The following is a 22,386-nucleotide window of genomic DNA, read 5'->3' on the forward strand; positions in this document are numbered from 1 at the left end:
ATGATGCAACAGCTTCATTGGACGCAGCAATCTCTCGATACATCTGGCCTCGGCCTGATCCCTATGGTGATCGAAACCAGCGGGAGGGGGGAGCGCGCATATGACATTTATTCCCGTCTGTTGAAAGAGAGGGTCATATTTCTTGTCGGCCCGGTCACAGAGGCATCTGCCAACCTGATTGTGGCTCAACTCTTGTTTCTGGAATCGGAAAACGCGGACAAGGATATCCACTTTTACATTAATTCTCCGGGTGGTCTGGTTTCGGCTGGCATGGCGATTTACGATACTATGCAGTATATAAAACCGGATGTCAGCACGCTCTGTATCGGGCAGGCTGCAAGTATGGGGTCGCTGCTGCTTACTGCGGGCACAAAGGGTAAACGCTATTGCCTTACTAACTCGCGAGTGATGATCCATCAGCCATTGGGTGGCTTCCAGGGGCAGGCCTCGGATATCGAAATACATGCTAAAGAGATCCTGTTTCTAAAGCGACGCTTGAATGAGTTACTGGCGAAACACAGTGGCCAAAGCATAGAAACCATTGAGAGAGATACGGATCGGGATAATTTTCTCAGTGCTGAGCAATCGGTGACATACGGCCTGGTCGATGCTGTGCTAACCTCCAGAAGTGAGGGTCCGGGTTAAAATCTAATATGGGGGGATTTATGAAGGAACCTCCGGAGCGGTTAGACGGGATGTCATGTTGTTAGATTGCGACAAAGAAAGATGCGTGCCGCGTCGTAACGCCTGGCGTCGCCGCGAAAGTGGAGCCGCATATTGCCGCTTTCACGCTGCATATAATGAGCAGGAAACTGATGCCAGGCAGGCGCTCGACAGAGCACCGGTTCAGAGGTTCCTTAGCTACGAGCGCGCTCGCTCGGATAATGCGGGATAAAGACTATGTCGGAGAAAACTGGCGGGGAAAAACTGCTTTATTGTTCGTTCTGTGGCAAAAGCCAGCACGAAGTGAAGAAGCTTATTGCCGGTCCATCGGTATTTATTTGCGACGAGTGTATTGAGCTTTGCAACGATATTATCCGTGAGGAAATACAGGGAGCCGAGGCCGCCAAACTTACCAAGTCGGACCTGCCGGTTCCGCACGAGATTCGCCAGATTCTCGACCAGTACGTAATTGGCCAGGAGCAGGCGAAAAAAATACTGTCTGTGGCGGTATACAATCACTACAAGCGCCTGAGAAATCTCTCAAAGTCGGGCGATTCAGACGACATCGAGCTATCGAAGAGCAACATTTTGCTGATTGGGCCCACGGGTTCTGGCAAGACACTGCTTGCGCAGACATTGGCCCGACTGCTTGATGTGCCTTTTGTCATGGCTGACGCGACCACCCTTACGGAAGCGGGCTATGTCGGCGAAGACGTTGAAAATATTATTCAGAAGCTGCTTCAAAAATGTAATTATGACGCCGAAAAGGCTCAGCAAGGAATTGTCTATATAGACGAAATTGATAAAATTTCGCGTAAATCGGACAATCCTTCCATCACCCGCGACGTTTCCGGAGAGGGGGTTCAGCAGGCTCTGCTCAAGTTGATCGAGGGCACAATCGCGTCGGTACCGCCTCAGGGAGGGAGAAAGCATCCCAATCAGGAGTTCGTGCAGGTCGATACGACCAACATTCTCTTTATTTGCGGCGGTGCTTTTGATGGCCTGGACAAGGTGATACGCGCCCGTTCGGAAAAGGGCGGGATTGGTTTTGGCGCGAATGTGCAAAGCCAGGAGAACCGCAAGGACGTCGGTGCGCTTCTGCGGGGTGTTGAGCCGGAAGATTTAGTCAAGTATGGCCTGATCCCGGAATTTGTGGGGCGGTTGCCGGTGGTCGCCACCCTTGAAGAGTTGGATGAGTCAGCATTGATTCAAATTCTGACCGAACCAAAGAACGCGCTTATCAAACAATATCAGAAAATGTTCCATATGGAAGGCGGCGTCGATCTCGAGTTTCGGGAGCAGGCCCTCAAAGCGATTGCCAGGAGAGCGCTGGCCCGAAAAACGGGCGCTCGCGGCTTACGCTCGATTCTGGAGAGTACCTTGCTTGATACGATGTTCGATTTGCCGTCATTGGAAAATGTAGCCAAAGTGGTAATTGATTACGGCTCAGTCAACGGCGATGTCAAACCAATCCTGATTTATTCGGATAAACCGAAGGTGGCCAAGAGCTGTTAACCGGCGTAGCTCACGTTCATTATTTGCCCGGCTTGGTTGGGCCCGTGTCTTGAATTTTACCGCGGCGCCCCCATAACCTCTTAACTCTGTTTGTTCTCATAGGTGCGAGCCGATATGTCCTCTTCAATCATTGATCCTAGTCAAATTTCGTTGCCGCTATTGCCATTGCGGGATGTCGTTGTATTTCCGCACATGGTGATCCCCCTTTTTGTCGGACGGCCAAAGTCGATAAAGGCGCTGGAAGTCGCCATGGAGTCGGGCAAGAGTATACTGCTCGTGGCGCAGAAATTCGCGGCCAAGGACGAGCCTGCGCCGGACGATCTCTACAGCGTATGCAGCGTCGCCAATCTGCTCCAGATGCTCAAATTGCCGGACGGTACCGTCAAGGTGCTGGTCGAAGGCGGGCGTCGTGCCCGCATTATAAAGGTCGTCGATGACGGCAATTATTTCACTGGCCAGGCTTCGCTACTCCCGCCGGATGCGGTGGACAACCATGAGGTTGAAGCAATGCGTCGAGCATTGCTCGCGCAATTCGACCAGTATGTAAAGCTCAACAAAAAAATACCACCCGAGATTCTGACCTCATTAAGCGGCATCGATGAAGCGGGACGTTTGGCTGACACGATCGCCGCGCATTTGCCGCTGAAACTCGAGCAGAAGCAGGAGGTGCTGGAAATTTTTGATGTGCCGAAACGGCTCGAGCATCTGTTGGGGTTGCTTGAGACCGAACTTGATATTCTTCAAGTCGAAAAACGCATCCGGGGCAGGGTGAAGCGCCAGATGGAGAAAAGTCAGCGCGACTACTATCTCAACGAACAGGTAAAGGCCATCCAGAAAGAACTGGGTGAAGGCGAAGATGGCGCTGATCTCGAAGAGGTCGATAAGAAAATCAAGTCCGCTCAGATGCCGAAGGATGCGCGCGCCAAGGCTGAAGCCGAACTGAAAAAACTGCGCCTGATGTCTCCCATGTCTGCAGAAGCCACCGTCGTGCGCAATTATATTGACGCACTGGTGGCGTTGCCATGGAAGAAAAAAAGCAAAATCAGTAAAAATCTTTCTGCCGCAGAAGTCGTGCTGGAACAAGACCATTATGGTCTTGAGAAAGTCAAGGAGCGCATTGTCGAGTACCTGGCGGTGCAGCAGCGTGTGGATAAGTTGAAAGCGCCCATTCTCTGCCTTGTGGGCCCGCCGGGAGTGGGTAAGACATCGCTCGGCCAGTCCATTGCCCGAGCCACCAATCGGAAGTTTGTGCGCATGTCCCTGGGAGGCGTTCGGGATGAGGCCGAAATACGCGGTCATCGGCGGACCTATATCGGATCCATGCCAGGCAAGATCTTGCAGAACATGACCAAGGTGGGTGTCAAGAATCCCTTGTTCCTGCTTGATGAAGTCGACAAGATGGGCATGGATTTTCGCGGGGATCCTTCCTCGGCGCTCCTGGAAGTGCTGGATCCGGAACAGAACAATTCATTCGTGGATCATTATGTTGAGGTTGAGTATGATTTGTCGGATGTCATGTTTGTGGCAACGGCGAACACGCTTAACATACCCCCAGCCCTGCTGGACCGGATGGAGGTGATTAGGCTCTCGGGATATACGGAGGATGAGAAGCTCAACATCGCCATGCGCTACCTGCTGCCCAAGCAAATGAAAAATCATGGATTGAAGGAGCAGGAACTGGCGGTATCGGAATCGGCATTACGAGATATCACCCGCTATTACACGCGTGAGGCCGGGGTTCGTGCCATGGAACGGGAAATCTCCAAAATATGCCGAAAAGTGGTTAAGGCGCTACTTTTGAAAAGCGGTCAGAAAAAGGTCACGGTCACCGGTCGCAATCTCGATAAGTATCTTGGCGTACGGCGCTACACCTATGGGGTGGCTGAAGAGAAAAATCAGGTGGGACACGTTACCGGTCTGGCGTGGACGGAAGTGGGAGGGGAGCTGCTGACCATTGAGGCAGTCGTGCTGCCTGGGAAGGGAAAAACGATTACCACAGGAAAATTGGGCGAGGTGATGCAGGAGTCAATCCAGGCCGCGCTGTCCGTTGTGCGCAGCCGTTCGAGGACACTGGGTATTTCCGAGGATTTTTACCAGAAGAGCGATATTCATATCCACTTGCCGGAGGGGGCGACCCCGAAGGATGGTCCGAGCGCCGGAATCGGCATTTGTATAGCCATGGTGTCGGCGCTGACAGGCATTGCTGCTCGAGCGACGGTGGCGATGACAGGGGAAATCACTTTGCGAGGTGAGGTTTTGCCCATTGGAGGACTCAAGGAAAAACTGTTGGCGGCTCACCGTGGAGGTATCAAATCCGTACTGATCCCCGAGGACAACGTCAAGGATTTGACCGAAATCCCCGAGAACATTAAAAACCGGCTGGATATCCACCCGGTAAAATGGATCGATCAGGTACTCGATTTCGCCCTGGAACGGAAGCCGGAGCCGCTCCCCGCGTCCGCCTCGGCTGTTCCTGCACCTGTTGCGGTTGAGGGGGATGTGACCAGCACGGTGATTAAGCACTAGGAAAAAAATGTGTTCGGGTTCGACGGCGGGCTGGGTTAAACTCCAGGTGTCGCCGTTGAGCCCGTTTTTATCCTGAATAATCTTGACCAAGCCCAAGCGGCTTGATATAAACCGATTGCAGGGTCAAAAGTATTTTAACAATAACGAAAGGGGAACCACGTGAACAAAGCCGAACTCATCGATGCCATCGCCAAGTCTTCCGATATTTCCAAAGCCTCTGCGGGACAAGCGTTGGACGGCGCATTATCCGCTATTAAAGCCGCTCTCAAGAAAGGCGAGAGTGTAACCCTCGTCGGCTTTGGAACCTTCAGGGTGGGCAAGCGTGCGGCTCGTACGGGCCGTAATCCCCGGACGGGCGCAGCGATCAAGATCAAGGCTGCGAAAGTCCCGAAATTCAGCGCTGGCAAGGCGCTCAAGGATGCAGTAAACTAGAAGTCTTTTGGCCGGGGTGCTTAGCTCAGTTGGTAGAGCGTCGCCCTTACAAGGCGAATGTCGGCGGTTCGACCCCGTCAGCACCCACCAGCGAAAATTATTAGATTGTTGGAGTGGTAGTTCAGTTGGTTAGAATACCGGCCTGTCACGCCGGGGGTCGCGGGTTCGAGTCCCGTCCACTCCGCCAGCTTTGTGTTAAACCAGGGCGAACGCAAGTTCGCCTTTTTTGTTCATTTTTCTCGATTAATGTTTGATTTTGTCCATAGAAAAAGACGAATCGTCCAGATCATCATGGGTCTTGCCGTGCTGCCGTTCCTGTTCTGGGGCCTCGAGTCGTATCAGAGCAATGAGGGCGAAGATTTCATCGCCATGGCCGCAGGAGAGAAAATCCAGCGCCAGGAATTCGACCAGGCGATGCGCAATCAGCAGGAAAGCATGCGAGCAACGATGGGAGAGAATTTTAACGATACCATGCTGGACAGGCCCGAAGTGCGAACCGCGGTCCTTGAGGGGCTGATTCAGCAACGCTTGTTAAAGCATGAGGCATCCAGCGCAGGCTTAGCCGTACTCGACCCGCAATTGGTGGAGATGATACAAAACATTTCCGCTTTTCAGGAAGATGGCAAGTTTTCGAAGCAGCGCTACGAAGAGTTGCTGCGGGGCCAGGGTATGACTCCGCGAACATTTGAAGCCCGGGTGCGGCAGGAACTCATGCGCCAGCAACTGATTGCGCCTTATGGCGAAAATGGCTTCGTTTCAGACACAGTAGCGGAAAAATTGCTAAGGCTGAGCGAAGAACAGCGCGAAATCAGCCTTGTTCAAATACTACCGGCCGAGTTCCTGGGGCGTGTCAAACCCGACGATGCGGCCATCAAGGCTTATTACGACTCCCACCAGGCTGAGTTCCAGCTGCCGGAACAAGTACAAGTTGAATACGTGGTGCTTTCGCTGGAAAAATTAGCTGAACAATCGCCCGTGAGTACAGAAGAGGCGATGAAATATTTTGACGAGCACAGGAGTGAATTCGGCCAGACGGAAGAACGACGCGCCAGCCACATCCTGCTAAGCGCTCCGGCATCCGCCTCCGACGCCGAGCGGCAGTCAGCGCGGGCCAAAGCCGAGCAATTACTCATCCAGGCGAGGAAAGCCCCGCAAAATTTTGCCGAGCTTGCCAAGCAGAATTCCCAAGACCCGGGCTCGGCAGCCAATGGCGGGGATCTTGGCTATTTTGGACGCAATATGATGGTCAAGGCTTTTGAGGACGTTGTTTTCCAGATGAAGCCGGATGACATCAGTAATATCGTCGAGACAGACTTTGGTTTTCACATCATTAAACTCACGGCGATCAAAGGTGCGAAGGCGGTTGATTTTAACGAGGTAAAAGGTCAGGTTGAGCAGCAAATCAAAAACGAGAAAGCCGGCAAGCTTTTCGGCGAAGTAGCGGATGGCTTCAGCAATTTAGTTTATGAGCAGAGCGATAGCCTTCAGCCCGCCGTGGAAAAATTTAACTTACCTGTTCAGCGAAGTGACTGGATAGGCAGAGACTCGGGCCAGCCACCATACTTGACCAACGCGAGACTGCTGCAGGCGATATTCGCGGAGGATGCACTAAAGAACAAGCGCAACACGGAAGCGGTCGAGGTCGCGCCCAACACCCTGGTTGCGGCGAGGGTCCTTGACCATAGACCAGCCCGGATGCCCTCTATTGCGGAGTTGAAGGATAAAATTTCTGCGGTGGTAGCGCAGCAGGAAGCGCGAGCGCTGGCGACTAAGGAGGGCAAGGAAAAGCTTGCGCAGTTACATGCGGGAAAGCGAACCGACATTACCTGGAGCGCAGCTCAGCGGGTCTCGCGAAAGGATCCGCAGGGTCTCGATAACGATACGCTGCGCGCCGCATTCAAGACTGATACCGCGGCATTGCCATCTTATACGGGGGTGGAGAATCCTAAAGGCGGTTTCACTTTGATTCGGGTCAGTCGTGTCGTTCAGCCAGAGGTGCCAGACGTGGCTACACGCAGAGCTTTTGCGAAACAACTGCAGCAGTTGCTTACCCAGGAGGAACTGACATCCTATTTAGCGGGTGTTAGGACGCGTTATGACGTTTCGGTCAGGAGCGTTAACTAGAAAGGCATTTATCCACTAAAGGCAGGAGTCGATGACGTCAAACGCTATCGTGTTGAACCCCGCGTCCACATGGGTAATTTCTCCGGTGATGCCGCTCGCGAGGTCGCTGCACAAAAAGGCGGCCGTGTTGCCTACCTCCATGATCGAAACATTTCGACGTAACGGGGCGACTTTTTCGGTATAGCTCAACAATTTTCCGAAGTTGCTGATTCCGGCTGCGGCCAGGGTTTTGATTGGACCAGCGGAAATGGCATTGACCCGTATCCCCTTGGGCCCAAGGCTGGATGCCATGAAGCGCACGTTTGCCTCAAGACTTGCCTTAGCCAGTCCCATGACGTTGTAACTCGGCATAACGCGAGCCGAGCCCAGGTAGGTAAGCGTGAGAAGGGCACCATTGCGCCCCTGCATCAGCGGCAGGCCGGCTTTTGCCAAAGCTGCGAAGCTATAGGAGCTTACATCGTGCGCGATGCGAAAAGCTTCCCGATTGACACTTTCCAGATAGTCTCCGCTCAAAGCCTCCCGTGGCGCAAAAGCGATGGAGTGAACGATGCCGTCAAGGCCATCCCAGTGTTGTCCCAGGCTGTCGAAACACTTCGCAATGTCCTCATCATTTGAAACATCGCAAGGAAATAGCAAATCGCTATCAAACTCGGTGATGAGTTTAGCAACGCGTTCGCGGATTCCCTCTCCCTGATAAGTGAAGGCCAATTTCGCGCCTTCGCGATGCATCGCCTTCGCAATTCCATAAGCAATGGAGCGATTACTGAGCAATCCGGCGATGAGGATCCGCTTATCGGCGAGCAGTGTCATGTTATATCCTTGCAATGTATTGAACGATCGGGGGGATTATAGCGTCAAGTTATTGGCGCTTGTGGAATCATCGAATTTTAGCTGGCCGGTGCTCAGTCTCCATGTCGGTTATACGCTACACTTGCATCAATGAAGGCAGCTTTAGCGGATCCCCCTAGTAAATCCACGGTTGCGCAATGCGCAGGCGCGGCGGCAGCGTGGCGAAACGGAACGTGTCGAAGCCGATGCGCGCGCGGGCGGAGCGGGTCAGTTTCGCGTAACCTGATTTCCAGATATTTGACTAAAAAGATCCTCGCATGGGCATCCCAATGTCCAGCGTCCGGTGGCGACTCCGGTACTACAGAGCGTTACCGCCGAGCGGAACAATTTCGAAGCCTGCCGAGTTGCAGACTTTTCCCGATGCGCTCATCGGCCACGCCATCTGGTTTTTCCCGCGGCTCACGTCTCGGGCGCGTTATTAAGGCGGCCCTGAAATATGTTCCGGTACTGCCCGTGATTCTGGTTAGCGCGTGCAGCGGCAACCCCTGGAATAGCCCCTACCCTGCCGCGGATGCAGACAAAAATATACTTTATAGCGCCTTTGCGGAACGCCCCAAGCACCTGGACCCGGTGCAGTCCTATAGCTCAAACGAAATTCTGTTTACGGCTCAGATCTACGAGCCGCCGCTGCAATACCATTATCTGAAGCGTCCTTATGAACTGATCCCATCGGCAGCAGTAAAAATGCCGGTGGTACAATATTTCGGCCAGAGCGGGGAGCGGCTGGCGGATGACGCCAATGCAGCGCAGATCGCCTATACGGTTTATGAAATTTCGATCAAGCCCGGAATTCGTTACCAACCTCACCCCGCATTTGCCAGAAACGAGGGCGGTGAACTTCTCTATCATTCCCTGTCAGCAAAGGATCTTGCGGGCATTTACAAGCTGAGTGACTTTCCCCTTAGCGGCTCGCGGGAACTCACGGCTCATGACTACGTTTTCCAGGTTAAGCGGTTGGCGCATCCGAAGCTGCATTCACCGATACTGGGTTTGATGTCGGACTATATCGTCGGACTTAAGGAATATTCAGCAACGCTGGAGACTGTAGCGGCCCAGGCGCAGTTCAACCAAAAAGGCGCGGACACCTATCTGGACCTCCACAGTTTCCCTCTCGAGGGCGCCCAGGTTGTGGATACGCATACTTATCGCATCAAGATCAAGGGGAAATACCCGCAGTTCCTGTACTGGCTGGCAATGCCTTTTTTTGCGCCCATCCCGTGGGAGGCGGAGCGTTTTTACGGTCAACGCGGAATGGCGGAAAAAAACATCACACTGGACTGGTACCCCGTGGGTACTGGTCCCTATATGTTGACCGAAAACGATCCAAACCGCGTAATGATACTTGAGAAAAACCCGAATTTTCACGGCGAAGCCTATCCGACGGAAGGCCCACCCGAGGACGTAGACGAGGGCTTGCTGAAGGATGCCGGCAAGCCGTTGCCATTCATTGAGAAAGTCATATACAGCCGTGACAAGGAAAGCATTCCGCGCTGGAACAAGTTCCTCCAGGGATACTATGACGCTTCCGCCATTGGTTCCGACAGTTTCGATCAGGCAGTACAACTGACGGGGCAGGGAGAAGCCACAGTGACGGAAGCGATGAAGCAGCAGGGCATCAGGCTGGAAACCGCTGTGGCAGCGTCCACCAATTATATGGGTTTTAATATGTTAGACCCGGTAGTAGGCGGTGTAGGTAAGCAGGGACAGGAGGCGGCAAGAAAGCTGCGGCAGGCGATCTCGATTGCAGTTGATTACGAAGAGTACGTTTCGATATTTGCCAACGGCCGTGGCATTCCGGCGCAAGGGCCGATCCCGCCGGGTATCGCAGGCCATCGCGAGGGCAAGGAGGGTGTGAACCCAGTAGTGTACGATTGGGTCAATGGACGTGCTCGGCGCAAACCGATCGAAGCTGCAAAAGCGCTTCTGGCTGAGGCGGGCTATCCGAACGGCAGGGATGCCCGGACGGGAGCGCCGCTGGTACTGTACTTTGACGTTACCGCCCGTAGCGCCGAGGATAAATCAAGTCTCGACTGGATGCGGAAACAATTTCAGAAACTCAATATCCAGCTCGTGGTCCGAAGTACAGACTACAACCGTTTCCAGGACAAGATACGCAAGGGCAATGCGCAAATTTTCGAGTGGGGATGGAATGCGGACTACCCGGACGCGGAGAATTTCCTGTTCCTTCTGCACGGTCCGCAGCGAAAGGCGGGGAGCGAGGGCGAAAACGCCTCAAATTACTCTAATTCCGAATACAACCGATTGTTCGAGCAGATGAAGAATATGGAGAACGGCCCGGAACGCCAACGCATCATTGACCGCATGGTGAGCATCCTGCGTCGCGATGCGCCTTGGCTATGGGGTTATCACCCCAAGGAGTACGGGTTATATCACGCGTGGTACGAGAATGTTAAGCCGAACAGACTGTCACACAACAATATTAAATACTTCCGCATAGATGGCAGCTTGAGAGCCGAGAAACGGCGAGAATGGAATGAACCAGTGCTGTGGCCGGTTGTGCTGGTAGCAATACTGCTTTTGGCCAGCCTGATCCCCGCGGTAATGGTTTATCGCCACAGGGAACGGAGCGCGGGAATAACCAGCCGCGACATCAAGCCCGCTTGAGCACCGCCTAAAATCAAGATTAGATGCTTAACTACATTGTCCGGCGTTTGTTTTACGCGATTCCAATTCTGATTGGCGTTAACCTGATTACTTTCACCTTGTTTTTCGTGGTGAATACGCCCGACGATATGGCTCGGATGCAGCTTGGCATCAAGCGCGTGACGCCCGAGGCCATCGTCCGGTGGAAGCAGGAGCGTGGATACGACAAGCCGTTGATGTTCAATAATGCCGAGCAAGGTTTCTCCAAACTGACCCGGACGGTTTTTTTTGAGAAGTCGGTATCCATGTTTGCGTTCCGTTTTGGCCGGGCCGACGACGGGCGCGATATTGCCTATGAGATAAGAAAACGGATGATACCCAGTCTTTCAATTGCGCTGCCGGTATTCTTGCTGGGACTGGGCGTCTATATCGTGTTTGCGCTGACGATGGTGTTTTTTCGGGCGACGTATGTGGATTTCTGGGGTGTGGTACTATGCGTCGCGCTAATGTCCATCTCCAGCCTCTTCTACATTATCGGCGGACAATTCCTGATCAGCAAACTATGGCATCTCGTACCTATTTCAGGTTACGGCTACGGGATGGACGCTGCGAAGTTCCTCATACTGCCCGTGATTATCGGCGTGATTAGCGGCGCCGGAGCCAATACTCGCTGGTACCGCACGATCTTTCTTGAAGAAATGAGCAGGGATTACGTCCGCACCGCGCGGGCCAAGGGTTTATCAGAGCGTATCGTGCTGTTTGGGCACGTGCTGAGAAATGCGCTCATACCGATATTGACTGGAACGGTGGTCGTGATCCCTTTGCTTTTTCTGGGCAGTCTCATTGCCGAGTCCTTTTTTGGCATCCCGGGTTTGGGGAGTTATACCATCGATGCGATCAATTCACAGGATTTTGCGGTGGTGCGGGCTATGGTTTTTCTTGGATCCCTGTTGTATATCGTCGGGCTGATATTGACGGATATTTCCTATACGCTGGTCGACCCCAGAATAAGAATGGAATAATGGAGCGATCGCGGCAGTTGTCATGTCTTTCAAACCCGTAGTCCTGTGGACAGACGCACTCGTCTACCTGCTGGTAGCGGTTGTGCTCGTGCTTGTCTGGCATATACGGCGAAACGAGCACCTTCTGGCTCCGTGGCGGCGCGTGGGCCATAGCGCGAGCGGTATGTCCGCGCTCACGGTGCTGGTCTTCTTTATCATTACCGGATTACTTGATACGGTACATTTCCGTCCCGCTACCGAACTTGGCAACGGCGACAACGGCGCGGTTAGTGAGACAGCTTACAGCGTTGAAGTGCTGAGCTTGCTGGACCTAATTGCGGCTCCTCTCCGCACGCGCGTGGAAAAGACCTATTCCGCGCCGTTTGCCGCTCATCTGTATGCGCGCGAAACGGTAGAGCTTCCGGATGGCGGGCAGACGCGCGAGTTTCCTCGACTGAAGTACGGCGGAGCGCATTTACAGGACCCGGAACTAGAGCTTATGCCGGACATTATGGCGCGGGCTGCGACGGGCGCAGTAGGGGGGCTGCTCCTCTGCGGTGTCCTGATCGCCTTGCTAGCTGTGACATTGGCGCGACAAAGAAATGAAACGTTCATGTCCGCACTTGCCGCGATACGGTGCCGTACCACCGCAACCCCATGGTACGCCGTTAGCATCATGCTCGCGCTGATACTGGTATTACTCGGCGCGGCATTGGCGTTGTGCAGCAGTTACCATATATTCGGCACGGATAAGGTGGGGCAGGACGTTTTTTATCTATCGCTTAAAAGCATCCGCACCGGGCTCGTGATTGGCACGCTCACCACATTGATGATGTTGCCTTTTGCGCTGCTCCTGGGTATCACTGCGGGATATTTCCGTGGCTGGGTGGATGATGTGATTCAATACCTGTATACGACGCTCAGTTCGATTCCCAGCGTTTTGCTGATTGCCGCCGCCGTATTGATGATGCAGGTATATATCGAAACTCGTCCGGAGTTGTTCGACACGGTTGCGGCACGCGCCGACCTGCGTCTGCTGTTTCTGTGCGTCATACTCGGGGTAACGAGCTGGACCGGCTTGTGTCGGCTGTTGCGCGGTGAAACCCTGAAACTGAGGGAGATGGAGTATATTCAAGCGGCCCATGCGTTCGGTGTGTCTCATTGGCGGATTATCAGCCGCCACATCCTTCCCAACGTGATGCATATCGTGCTGATATCGACGGTAATGGACTTCAGCGGTCTGGTTCTGGCCGAGGCCGTGCTTTCTTACGTAGGCGTCGGCGTGGACCCCTCCATGATCAGTTTTGGCACTATGATTAACGCCGCGCGCATGGAAATGGCGCGCGAGCCGATGGTATGGTGGGCATTGCTCGCCGCTTTCAGCTTCATGTTTGCGTTGGTATTGAGCGCCAATCTATTCGCTGATGCGGTACAGAATGCTTTTGACCCCCGAGCCAAGAACTTGTCGACAAGGGTTAAAGCCTTCCACCGAAAAAAAATCCAGAAAAAGCCAGAAGTTGAAACCGCTTCAGCGAGGCCCGAGGACTCATTTTTGTGATGAGCCCGGTATTGAGAATACAAAATCTCGAAACCATTCTCTACACCGATACAACGGTGGTACATGCGGTGGATGGGCTTACGCTGGAGATTGGGAAAGGCGAGACTTTCGCCTTGCTAGGCGAATCAGGTTGCGGTAAATCCATGACCGCTCTTTCCATAATGCGGCTTCTGCCCGAGTCGGGCGAAATTGTGGGAGGGTCGGTCAGGCTGGGCGAAAAGGATTTGCTTCTGCTGCCGGAAGCGGCCATGCGCGGCGTTCGTGGAAAGCGCATCAGCATGATCTTTCAGGAGCCAATGCTAAGCCTGAATCCGGTCATGACCGTGGCGGAGCAAATCGGCGAGGTTCTTCGCCGCCACTTCGATCTTCGCGGTATGGCCGAGCAAGAGCGCATCGTGGAAATCTTGAATCAAGTGGGAATACCCGACGCGCCGCGCCGCATGCATGAATATCCGTTTCAGTTCTCGGGTGGAATGAAGCAGCGGATGATGATAGCCATGGCGCTGGCGGGACAACCCGAGCTTCTAATCGCCGATGAGCCGACGACTGCCCTAGATGTGACCATCCAGGCGCAGGTGCTTGACCTCATGCGTACTCTCCAACAGCGTGACGGTATGGCGATTCTGCTCATTACGCACGATCTTGGCGTTGCCGCCGAAATGGCGCATCGGGTAGGAATAATGTACGCTGGCGAAATCGTGGAGACTGCCGCACGGGATGCGTTTTTTCAGGCTCCCGCGCATCCCTATTCGCGCAAGTTGCTCGCTTCCCTTCCGGGGAGAAACAGGCGCCGGCAAGGTTTGCGCCTGGCAGCCATAAGCGGGAACGTGCCCCCCTTATCGCAGGAATTTGTCGGCTGTCGTTTCGCGGACCGCTGCGAGCATGCATGGGACTTATGTCATGAGGCGGCACCGGGCTGGTCCATTGTAGCCGGGGAACATCACGTAAGATGTCATCTTTATGGTGCGGACGCCGGATCACTCGCCGCCGAGCAAGCGTCCGGCCGGCAGCTCCGGGAGAACACCAATACCGTTGATAACCCTGGCGCTGTGGACGAGTTTACAGCGCAGATCGGGTCGCATCCGCCTGCCGGTGCAACCACCACCGACGCATATTTGCTGTCGGTTACGGACCTGAAGGTCCACTTTCCCATCCGCAAGGGGCTGATGAAAAACGTGGTGGGATACGTCAAAGCGGTGGATGGCGTATCGCTTCACATTGGTCGGGGAAAGACGCTGGCGCTGGTGGGCGAGTCCGGTTGCGGGAAGACAACAGTCGGGAAGAGTATCCTGCAACTCATTCCACCCACCTCGGGCAGCGTACGCTACAACGGGCTGGAACTGGTAGGGCTGGAACGCAACCGGCTTAGACGCATGCGTGCCGAGTTCCAGCTAATATTCCAAGACCCGTATTCCTCGCTCAATCCGAGGATGCGCATCGTCGACATCATCGAAGAAGGCATTAATTCACTGAATGTCGGCAATGGAAGCGACGGAAGAGCGGCGGAGCTTCAGGCTGGGGTGTTTCCACGAAAGATACCGCAGCGAAAGATACCTCAGGGACAGAGTATGGATGCGCTATTGGATAGCGTCGGGTTGCCGCCCGAAGCCAAGTGGCGCTATCCGCATGAATTTTCCGGGGGGCAGCGCCAGCGTATTGCAATCGCCCGAGCTTTGGCCGTCAACCCGAAGCTTATCATTTGCGATGAGCCCACCAGCGCGCTGGACGTCTCCGTGCAAGCCCAGATTTTGAATCTGTTGAAGGAATTGCAGAGCAATCTCGGCTTGGCGTATCTATTCATAACCCACAATATCTCCGTGGTGGAATATCTCGCTGATGAAGTCGCTGTGATGTATCTGGGAAGAATCGTCGAACGCGGAACGGTGGATGAAGTGCTGACCAGCCCCAAGCACCCTTATACTCAGGCCCTGCTGTCGGCGGTGCCGGTGATCGAGCTCGAATCAAAACGCCATATTATCCATTTGCACGGCGATCTTCCCTCACCTGCGCATCCGCCTGCTGGCTGTCATTTTCACCCCCGGTGCCCGCACGCCATGCCCGTGTGCCGAGAAATTTATCCCGCAACAAGCACATTTAGTTCAACGCATACCGCGCGTTGCTATTTGTATCCCCAGGAACAAGATTCTCAGCAAGCTTAAGGAATATTCAGAATGGTCAGTCAGGAAGTGGCGCGGCGTCGCACGTTTGCGATAATTTCTCATCCGGACGCGGGTAAGACGACGCTTACCGAAAAGCTGCTTTTGTTTGCCGGCGCAATTCATATCGCCGGGAGTGTCAAGGCGCGCAAGGCAAGCCGGCACGCCACCTCGGACTGGATGGAAATCGAGAAACAGCGTGGTATCTCGGTAGCCAGTTCGGTTATGCAGATGGAGTACGCTGGCTGCGTCATCAACCTTCTGGATACCCCCGGGCATCAGGATTTCTCCGAAGATACGTATCGTGTCCTGACTGCCGTGGATGCAGCCTTGATGGTGATCGATGCAGCCAACGGTGTCGAAGCGCAGACGTTACGCTTGCTGGACGTATGCCGGGCGCGTAATACGCCTATCATCACGTTCATTAACAAGATGGACCGGGAGGTGCGACCCCCGCTGGATCTAATTGATGAGATCGAACGAACGCTGCGCATGGCGGCAGTGCCGTTTACCTGGCCTGTGGGCATGGGTCGCAGTTTCAATGGCGTATTCGACTTGCAGCGCGACCAGATGCGCGTTTTTCGTCCGGGCTCGGATCGGCTGGATGAGGATGACGAAATCATCCACGGTCTGGATAACCCCGCAATCGCACTTCGGTTTGGGGATACCGCCGCCGAAATGCAGCAGGAAATCGAGCTTATACGCGGGGCGTCCCCTGAATTCGACCAAGCCGCCTTCCTTGCCGGGAAGCAAACACCGGTATTTTTTGGCTCGGCCATCAACAACTTCGGCATCTGTGAAGTCCTTGATGCGCTGGTAGGTCTCGCGCCGCCGCCGGGATCACGCATGGCCCTGCAGCGCGAAGTGCAACCCGGCGAGCAGAGGTTTTCCGGGGTGGTCTTCAAGATTCAGGCCAACATGAACCCAGCCCACCGTGATCGAATCGCCTTCGTCAGGATCTGTTCGGGGCGGTTCGAGCGCGGCATGAATCTGAAAATCGTGCGTAACGATAAGGACATTCGGACGAACGGGGTGGTATCGTTTCTCTCTCAGAGGCGGGACTTGCTAGACATCGCCTATCCCGGCGATATCATCGGCATCCCCAACCATGGAACGCTACAATTGGGGGATACTTTGACAGAAGGTGAACGCCTGCAGTTTACCGGCTTGCCTTTTTTTGCCCCCGAAATCTTTCAGACGGTGGAAATTGCGGACCCGATGCGGAGCAAGCAGCTCAAATTGGGACTCGCCCAATTGGGCGAGGAGGGCGCGATCCAGGTATTTCGGCCGCATTCCAGCAGTACTCTGCTGCTGGGCGCCGTGGGTACCCTGCAGTTCGACGTGGTGGCGCACCGACTCAAACACGAGTATGGCGTCGACGCGAGGCTCGTCCCCTCCAAGTTCCAGCTTGCGCGTTGGGTTACCGCGGAAGACGAACGCGAACTCAGGCGCTTTATCGATTCCAACGCGCATCGGGTGGCGTATGACGCAGTCAACGCCCCGGCCTTCCTTGCATCATTTGGCGCTGAACTGAGCGTTGCCGAGGAAAGCTGGGAAACCATCCGTTTCCACCGAATGCGAGAGCACGCGGGGCTGGTATTTCAGTGTGCGTAAGACACCACCCAGAGGCATTGCTGCGCGCGATCTGATTGAAGAAGCATTCCTTCCACCGGGGTGTGTAGCCTTGGGGCGGATGGATCAAGCTTATTAGCTGACTTCCGCCAGCAGCCTACCCGTCGTCTGTTCCGCCTGGCGAAGGTAGCCGCCCCCAAACAGATTGAGATGGTTTAGTATGTGATAGAGATTGTAGAGTGTTTTACGGGTCTCGTACTCGGGTTCCAGGGGGTATGCTTCCCCATAAGCCGCATAAAACGAATTCGCAAATCCGCCGAATAGCTCGGTCATGGCAATATCCGTCTCACGGTCGCCGTAATACACGGCAGGATCAAATACCACCGGTTGTCCCGAGTCGTCGAAACGAAAATTACCCGCCCATAAATCGCCGTGCAATAGAGAGGGAATCGGCTGCGGACCTGGAAAAAAATGGTCGAGCCGTTCCATCAATTGCTCACCTTGCTTCTGTAGCCTGCCCGTATAGCCATTCGCTCTCGCCAGCCTCAGCTGATAACCCAGACGGCGTTCGCGCCAGAACTCTGTCCATCCGGTTGAGAATTTGTTGATCTGGGGGGTAGAGCCAATCGTGTTGTCGCGTATCCACCCGAATTTTTGCGACGAGAAACGATGCATCGTGGCAAGTCGCTGCCCCAGGGCGATTGCGCCGCTCCGACCAGCATCGTTCATCTCCAGATACTCCAGCACCAGCCACGCCTCAGTGCTATTGGTCCCCCAGCACAGTGGCGCCGGCGCACGCAGGGACCGGGATCCCAGGATTTCCTTGAGCCCTGCCGCTTCCGCCTCGAACATGGCCAAGGCATCCGCGTTGTTCAATTTGACAAAAAACTCGCGTCCGCTGCCCCCCACCCTATAAGTTCGGTTGATGCAGCCGCCGCCGATGGACGCAACTTTCTCCACAACAAACGGAATCCCTTCTGAACTGGAGATCTGCGCGGCAATTTCGGTCCATGACGTCATGAATATACGTTATCCGCTTTGCAGCTGTTCGTCGCCGGCCAGCCATGTCCTTGCCCTTGCGATCGCCGCGCTTACCTGTACCGGCGCTGTTCCACCGATGTGGTTGCGGCTGTCGACCGACCCCTGAAGCGTTAGCAACGCAAAGATATCATCGTCGATTAGACTCGAAAATTGCTGCAACTCGGGCAGGCTGAGTGCGCTGAGGTCGCGGCCGCTTCCGTCGGAGAAGCGCACGGCTTGGGCTACTGCCTCGTGCGCCTCGCGGAAAGGCAACCCTTTTTTTGTCAGATAATCGGCCAGATCAGTAGCCGTGGCGTAGCCCCGCATAGCCGCGTCGCGCATCGCGTCCCGGTTGACCCTAATGCCCGCTATCAAGTCCGCATAGATTCGCAGCGTGTCCATGAGCGTGTCTACCGTATCAAACAGCGGCTCCTTGTCTTCCTGGTTGTCCTTGTTGTATGCCAGCGGCTGAGCCTTCATCAGCGTGAGCAGGGCAATGAGATGTCCATTAACGCGCCCTGTCTTTCCACGCACCAGCTCCGGCACATCGGGGTTCTTTTTTTGCGGCATGATGGATGAGCCGGTGCAGAACCGGTCGGGAAGGTCGATAAAGCCGAAGGAGGGGTTCATCCATAAGATCAATTCTTCTGATAAGCGCGACAGGTGCGTCATCACGAGTGTTGCCGCGGCACAGAACTCAATCGCAAAATCACGGTCGGAAACCGCGTCGAGGGAATTTTCGCAAACCCCGTCGAACCCCAATTGTCGCGCTACCATTTCGCGGTTGATTGAATAACTTGTACCCGCCAATGCTGCTGCTCCCAACGGCAGTTTGTTCACGCGCTTTCTGCAGTCGGACAAGCGTTGAGCATCCCGCTTCAACATCTCGAAATAAGCCATGAGATGGTGACCGAATACGACGGGTTGCGCGACTTGCAAGTGCGTGAAACCCGGCATCAGCGTATCCACATGCGCTTCAGCCAGATCGAGCAGCGCGCGCTGAAGCGCATGTATGAGATCAACGATATTGTCGATGGCGGCGCGCAGATACAGGCGCACATCCGTCGCCACCTGGTCATTGCGGGACCGCGCGGTATGCAAGCGCTTGCCGGCATCTCCAATAAGAGTGATAAGACGTTTCTCGATATTGAGATGCACGTCTTCCAGTTCCAGCTTCCAGGTAAACTCGCCGCGCCGTATTTCGTTCAAAATCTCAGCTAAACCAGACTCGATCGCAGCCAGGTCATCGGCGCTAATGATGCCTCCGGCTGCAAGCATGCCCGCGTGGGCGAGAGACCCCTGGATGTCATACTCCGCCAGCCGTTGGTCAAAATTCACCGATGCGGTGTACCGTTGCACCAGTTCCGAAACCGGTTCCGCGAAGCGCCCTGACCAGGTGGCGTTGGTGTTTTCGATCGACGCGCTGTTCTTGTGGGTGGTTGCCATTATTCTTGCTGGAATGGAAATATTAAATTTTCCAAACGCTCCTTTGCTATTTAAAGAACGCGAGTATAAAACAAAACATCCGCTCCCCCCATGCGCTGATGGCGGCCGTCGTTTTTTGACTCCAGCGGAAGAGCCGTTGACCGATTACGCTCGCCCGATATGGTCCGGTGCGTTCAAAACTCAAGGGGATCTACGTCCAATATCCACCGCACCTTGCGGCTCGGAAGCGCGTCGAGTCTTGATCTCCACCCCGCGAGGAATGCCTGTAGTTGTTTGCGGGAGCCGCACTGCGCCAGCAGATACGCCCGCTCCATTCCCTTGAGGCGTGACATTTGGGCGGGCACAGGATCGAATACTTCGACTTCTTCCGGCGCCTGCGCGATAGATGCCGCGCTGGCGAGAAAACTCAGCGCCACGCCAATCTCCGGCGCCTCCGCTCGCAATAAAGCCTGATACACGAAAGGCGGGAATCCCGCCGCTCTTCTCTCTTCCAGCAACGTTCGGGCTAGCGCGTCATAATCCTGCTTCTGAAGCGCATGATATAGCGGATGACCAGGGAACTCCGTTTGAATCAATACCTCTCCTTCAATACCCGAGCGTCCCGCACGGCCAGCGACTTGCATCAACTGCGCAAATAAACGCTCGGAAGCACGAAAATCGGTACTGTATAGCGAAGCGTCCGAATTCAGTATGGCCACGAGCGACAGATTGGGGAAATCATGCCCCTTGGCTAGAATCTGCGTTCCGACAAGAATGTCCACCCGCTTTTCCTGGATGTCTTTCAGCATCTGTGGCCACGCATCTTTACGGCGCGTGCTGTCGCGATCAATGCGCATGACGCGGGCGTCAGGAAAGCATTCTGCCAGCGTGGCCGCCACGCGTTGCGTGCCGTGTCCGAAAGGCGCGATATCCTGATCGCCGCATTGGGGACAGGCGTTGGGGAAGCGTTCCCGGTGCCCGCAATGGTGGCAACGCAATTGTTTTTCGCGCAGGTATACCACCAAGCGGCTGGCGCAGCGATGGCAAGCCGCCGCCCATCCGCACGATCTGCACAGCAATACTGGCGAGTAGCCGCGGCGGTTGATAAACACAAGACTTTGCTGGTTTAATGCCAGACATCTTGCCAGTGCGGCGGTCGCTGGAGCCGAAAGGCCGTCTGTGGCTCGGGTGGTCCGCATATCAACACAACGTACGACCGGCAGCGAGGCGTTCTTCACCGCGCGTAACGGTAATCGAAGTCGGGTGTAGCGGCCGCTCAGAGCGGCATGGTAACTCTCCAGAGAAGGGGTGGCGGATCCCAATATCACCGGCACGCCAGCTTGTTTGGCACGAAATACCGCCACATCTCGGGCAGAATAGCGCAATCCCTCCTGTTGTTTAAACGACGGATCATGCTCCTCATCCACTATTATCAATCCCAGCTTTGGCAGTGGGGTAAAAACTGCGAGACGCGTTCCAAGTATGAGCTGAGCTTCTGCCTGTTGCGCTTGCAGCCAGCCGGCTGCACGCTCAGACGGGTTGAGCCCGCTGTGGAGGCTTACCAATCGCACAGCTGGAAAGCGGGCGCGGAAGCTGGCTTCCAATTGTGGCGTGAGGTTGATTTCAGGCACCAGTACGAGCGTTTGCCGCGCTTGCCGGAGTAAAAGCGATATAAGGCGCAGGTAGACCTCTGTTTTTCCACTCCCCGTGATTCCATGCAATAGCCAGACGTGGAATTCATTTGCTTTCGTCGTGATGGCATCGACCGCGTTTTTCTGAGCGGGGGTCAGCACGGGCGATGTCTTTGATTCGTCGAAGATCCTGTAGCCGGGGCATGAAACCGGGATTTCTTCCACCCATCCTGCGGCGATGAAGTCCTTGATAGCCTTCACAGCCCGGCTGGAGATTTCTCTTGCCTCGCTCATGCTCATCCCGCCTTGTCCTTGCAGGCGTGCCAAAAGCCTGCGCTTGACGATACTCCGCGCGGGAACGTGGGATAAATCAGTCGATTCCCCTGTCGCCGTGAGGCGATATCGCAAATCAGCGTCAGCCCTTTTTACAAAGGGTTTATTGCTGCGCAACCTGGAGGGCAACCCGTTGAGGACGACCTCGCCCAGAGGATGATGGTAATAATCGCCACAAAAACGGAATAGATCGAGCAGGTCCTTTGGCAGGGGAGGGACATCGCGGAAAACATGACTGGCATAGCGGAGCCGTTGGGGCGGCACGGCGGAGTGAGCCATCACTTCTATGATTACGCCCGTGAGCGTATTTTTGCCGAATGGAACGCGCACACGAAGGCCGATGTCTCGCGCGGATATTTCGTCAGGTGCTAGGTAGTCGAACAAGGTGTTCACAGGAACATCGAGTGCAACGCGAATGATAGGCATGGGAATATGGACACTGGAGCCAGTGAAACAGACAATTATGCCCGGACGCCGCGGTGACGTGAGAGGCGATCGCAGTAAGGTGGGGAATTTAACCCCGACAGTTACCGGCTTAATTCCGCGCCGGATCTGGGGTTGGCGTGTCGGGACTTCTTACATTGTACCCGGGTAAGCCTGTTTTTGTTTCTCAAGCTCTTGATTTACGGAATCCACTAGGGGTTGGCATAAGATATGCTTTTAACCGAAGCGATGCACTGTCCGTGCCGCACGCTAGTGGACGGATCGATTCCGCTGGGGTAATGGCAACAACGGATTTCGGTTTTCTTATCAAGGGCCAAAAAACGTTGAGAAGAAGGCTGAGCCATTAGGCGCTCTTTTCGTCAGGGGATGCGGGGATATTGCTGAGTATTGTAGTGCTGACAAACTGCTTGACTTGGTTGATCTTCGCGGATAGTCTTTACAGGGTTGTGGGTATGTAAAGTATATGTAACATTGGTATTGATATTGGTATTTCAAGGGGTATTTCGGGGATATCAGTATTTTAGTGTTGTTAA

14 protein-coding genes and 2 tRNA genes are annotated in these 22,386 nt (G+C 54.7%); 12 read left to right on the plus strand and 4 right to left on the minus strand.

Annotated elements, in window-relative coordinates; translation table 11 throughout:
* The 7 genes from clpP to R5L00_RS10125 all read left to right on the plus strand — a co-directional run bounded on the left by clpP (position 1) and on the right by R5L00_RS10125 (position 7,260).
* A complete protein-coding gene (clpP, locus tag R5L00_RS10095; protein WP_107694693.1) occupies positions 1–645 on the plus strand; it encodes an ATP-dependent Clp endopeptidase proteolytic subunit ClpP in 645 nt (214 codons plus the stop codon).
* 255 nt (positions 646–900) lie between these two features.
* Positions 901–2,178: an ATP-dependent Clp protease ATP-binding subunit ClpX gene (clpX, locus tag R5L00_RS10100; RefSeq protein WP_107694692.1), complete on the plus strand. Its 1,278-nt coding sequence runs from the start codon at positions 901–903 to the stop codon at positions 2,176–2,178.
* Between the two features lie 114 nt (positions 2,179–2,292).
* A complete protein-coding gene (lon, locus tag R5L00_RS10105) occupies positions 2,293–4,704 on the plus strand; it encodes an endopeptidase La (protein WP_107694691.1) in 2,412 nt (803 codons plus the stop codon).
* A 159-nt stretch (positions 4,705–4,863) separates the two neighbouring features.
* Positions 4,864–5,136, plus strand: coding sequence for an HU family DNA-binding protein (locus R5L00_RS10110; RefSeq protein ID WP_107694690.1), 273 nt, complete (start codon positions 4,864–4,866; stop codon positions 5,134–5,136).
* Positions 5,137–5,150: 14 nt separating this feature from the next.
* Positions 5,151–5,226: transfer RNA gene (locus R5L00_RS10115), tRNA-Val, on the plus strand.
* 20 nt (positions 5,227–5,246) lie between these two features.
* Positions 5,247–5,323, plus strand: a tRNA-Asp gene (locus R5L00_RS10120).
* Positions 5,324–5,427: 104 nt separating this feature from the next.
* Positions 5,428–7,260, plus strand: coding sequence for a SurA N-terminal domain-containing protein (locus R5L00_RS10125; RefSeq protein ID WP_317651482.1), 1,833 nt, complete (start codon positions 5,428–5,430; stop codon positions 7,258–7,260).
* A 15-nt stretch (positions 7,261–7,275) separates the two neighbouring features.
* Here R5L00_RS10125 and R5L00_RS10130 read toward each other — a convergent pair whose 3' ends face one another.
* On the minus strand, positions 7,276–8,070 hold the full coding sequence (locus tag R5L00_RS10130) for an enoyl-ACP reductase (protein ID WP_317651483.1): 795 nt from the start codon (positions 8,068–8,070) through the stop codon (positions 7,276–7,278).
* Between the two features lie 399 nt (positions 8,071–8,469).
* On the opposite strand from R5L00_RS10130, the gene R5L00_RS10135 reads away from it, so the two are divergent.
* Genes R5L00_RS10135 through R5L00_RS10155 form a run of 5 tightly spaced genes read left to right on the plus strand, consistent with a single transcriptional unit; the run spans position 8,470 to position 17,042 of the window.
* The gene (locus tag R5L00_RS10135; RefSeq protein WP_317651485.1) at positions 8,470–10,734 is read left to right on the plus strand and encodes an ABC transporter substrate-binding protein; all 2,265 of its coding nucleotides are present in this window, start codon (positions 8,470–8,472) and stop codon (positions 10,732–10,734) included.
* 23 nt (positions 10,735–10,757) lie between these two features.
* On the plus strand, positions 10,758–11,735 hold the full coding sequence (locus tag R5L00_RS10140) for an ABC transporter permease (RefSeq protein ID WP_107694686.1): 978 nt from the start codon (positions 10,758–10,760) through the stop codon (positions 11,733–11,735).
* Positions 11,736–11,757: 22 nt separating this feature from the next.
* On the plus strand, positions 11,758–13,272 hold the full coding sequence (locus R5L00_RS10145) for an ABC transporter permease (RefSeq protein WP_107694685.1): 1,515 nt from the start codon (positions 11,758–11,760) through the stop codon (positions 13,270–13,272).
* The gene (locus R5L00_RS10150) at positions 13,272–15,431 is read left to right on the plus strand and encodes an ABC transporter ATP-binding protein (RefSeq protein ID WP_107694684.1); all 2,160 of its coding nucleotides are present in this window, start codon (positions 13,272–13,274) and stop codon (positions 15,429–15,431) included. Before R5L00_RS10145 ends, R5L00_RS10150 begins: the two co-directional genes overlap by 1 nt.
* 12 nt (positions 15,432–15,443) lie before the next feature.
* Positions 15,444–17,042, plus strand: a complete 1,599-nt coding sequence (locus tag R5L00_RS10155; protein WP_317651490.1) for a peptide chain release factor 3 — start codon at positions 15,444–15,446, stop codon at positions 17,040–17,042.
* 93 nt (positions 17,043–17,135) lie between these two features.
* On the opposite strand, the gene R5L00_RS10160 is transcribed toward R5L00_RS10155, so the two are convergent.
* The 3 genes from R5L00_RS10160 to R5L00_RS10170 form a co-directional block, all read right to left on the minus strand.
* Positions 17,136–18,020 (minus strand): fructosamine kinase family protein, encoded by an 885-nt coding sequence (locus R5L00_RS10160; protein WP_107694682.1) that lies wholly within the window; start codon positions 18,018–18,020, stop codon positions 17,136–17,138.
* A gap of 9 nt (positions 18,021–18,029) precedes the next feature.
* On the minus strand, positions 18,030–19,466 hold the full coding sequence (gene argH, locus R5L00_RS10165) for an argininosuccinate lyase (RefSeq protein ID WP_107694681.1): 1,437 nt from the start codon (positions 19,464–19,466) through the stop codon (positions 18,030–18,032).
* 173 nt (positions 19,467–19,639) lie between these two features.
* The gene (locus tag R5L00_RS10170) at positions 19,640–21,835 is read right to left on the minus strand and encodes a primosomal protein N' (RefSeq protein WP_317651492.1); all 2,196 of its coding nucleotides are present in this window, start codon (positions 21,833–21,835) and stop codon (positions 19,640–19,642) included.
* Between the last annotated feature and the right edge of the window lie 551 nt (positions 21,836–22,386).

Source organism: Nitrosospira sp. Is2 (assembly GCF_033095785.1).
GTDB lineage: Bacteria > Pseudomonadota > Gammaproteobacteria > Burkholderiales > Nitrosomonadaceae > Nitrosospira.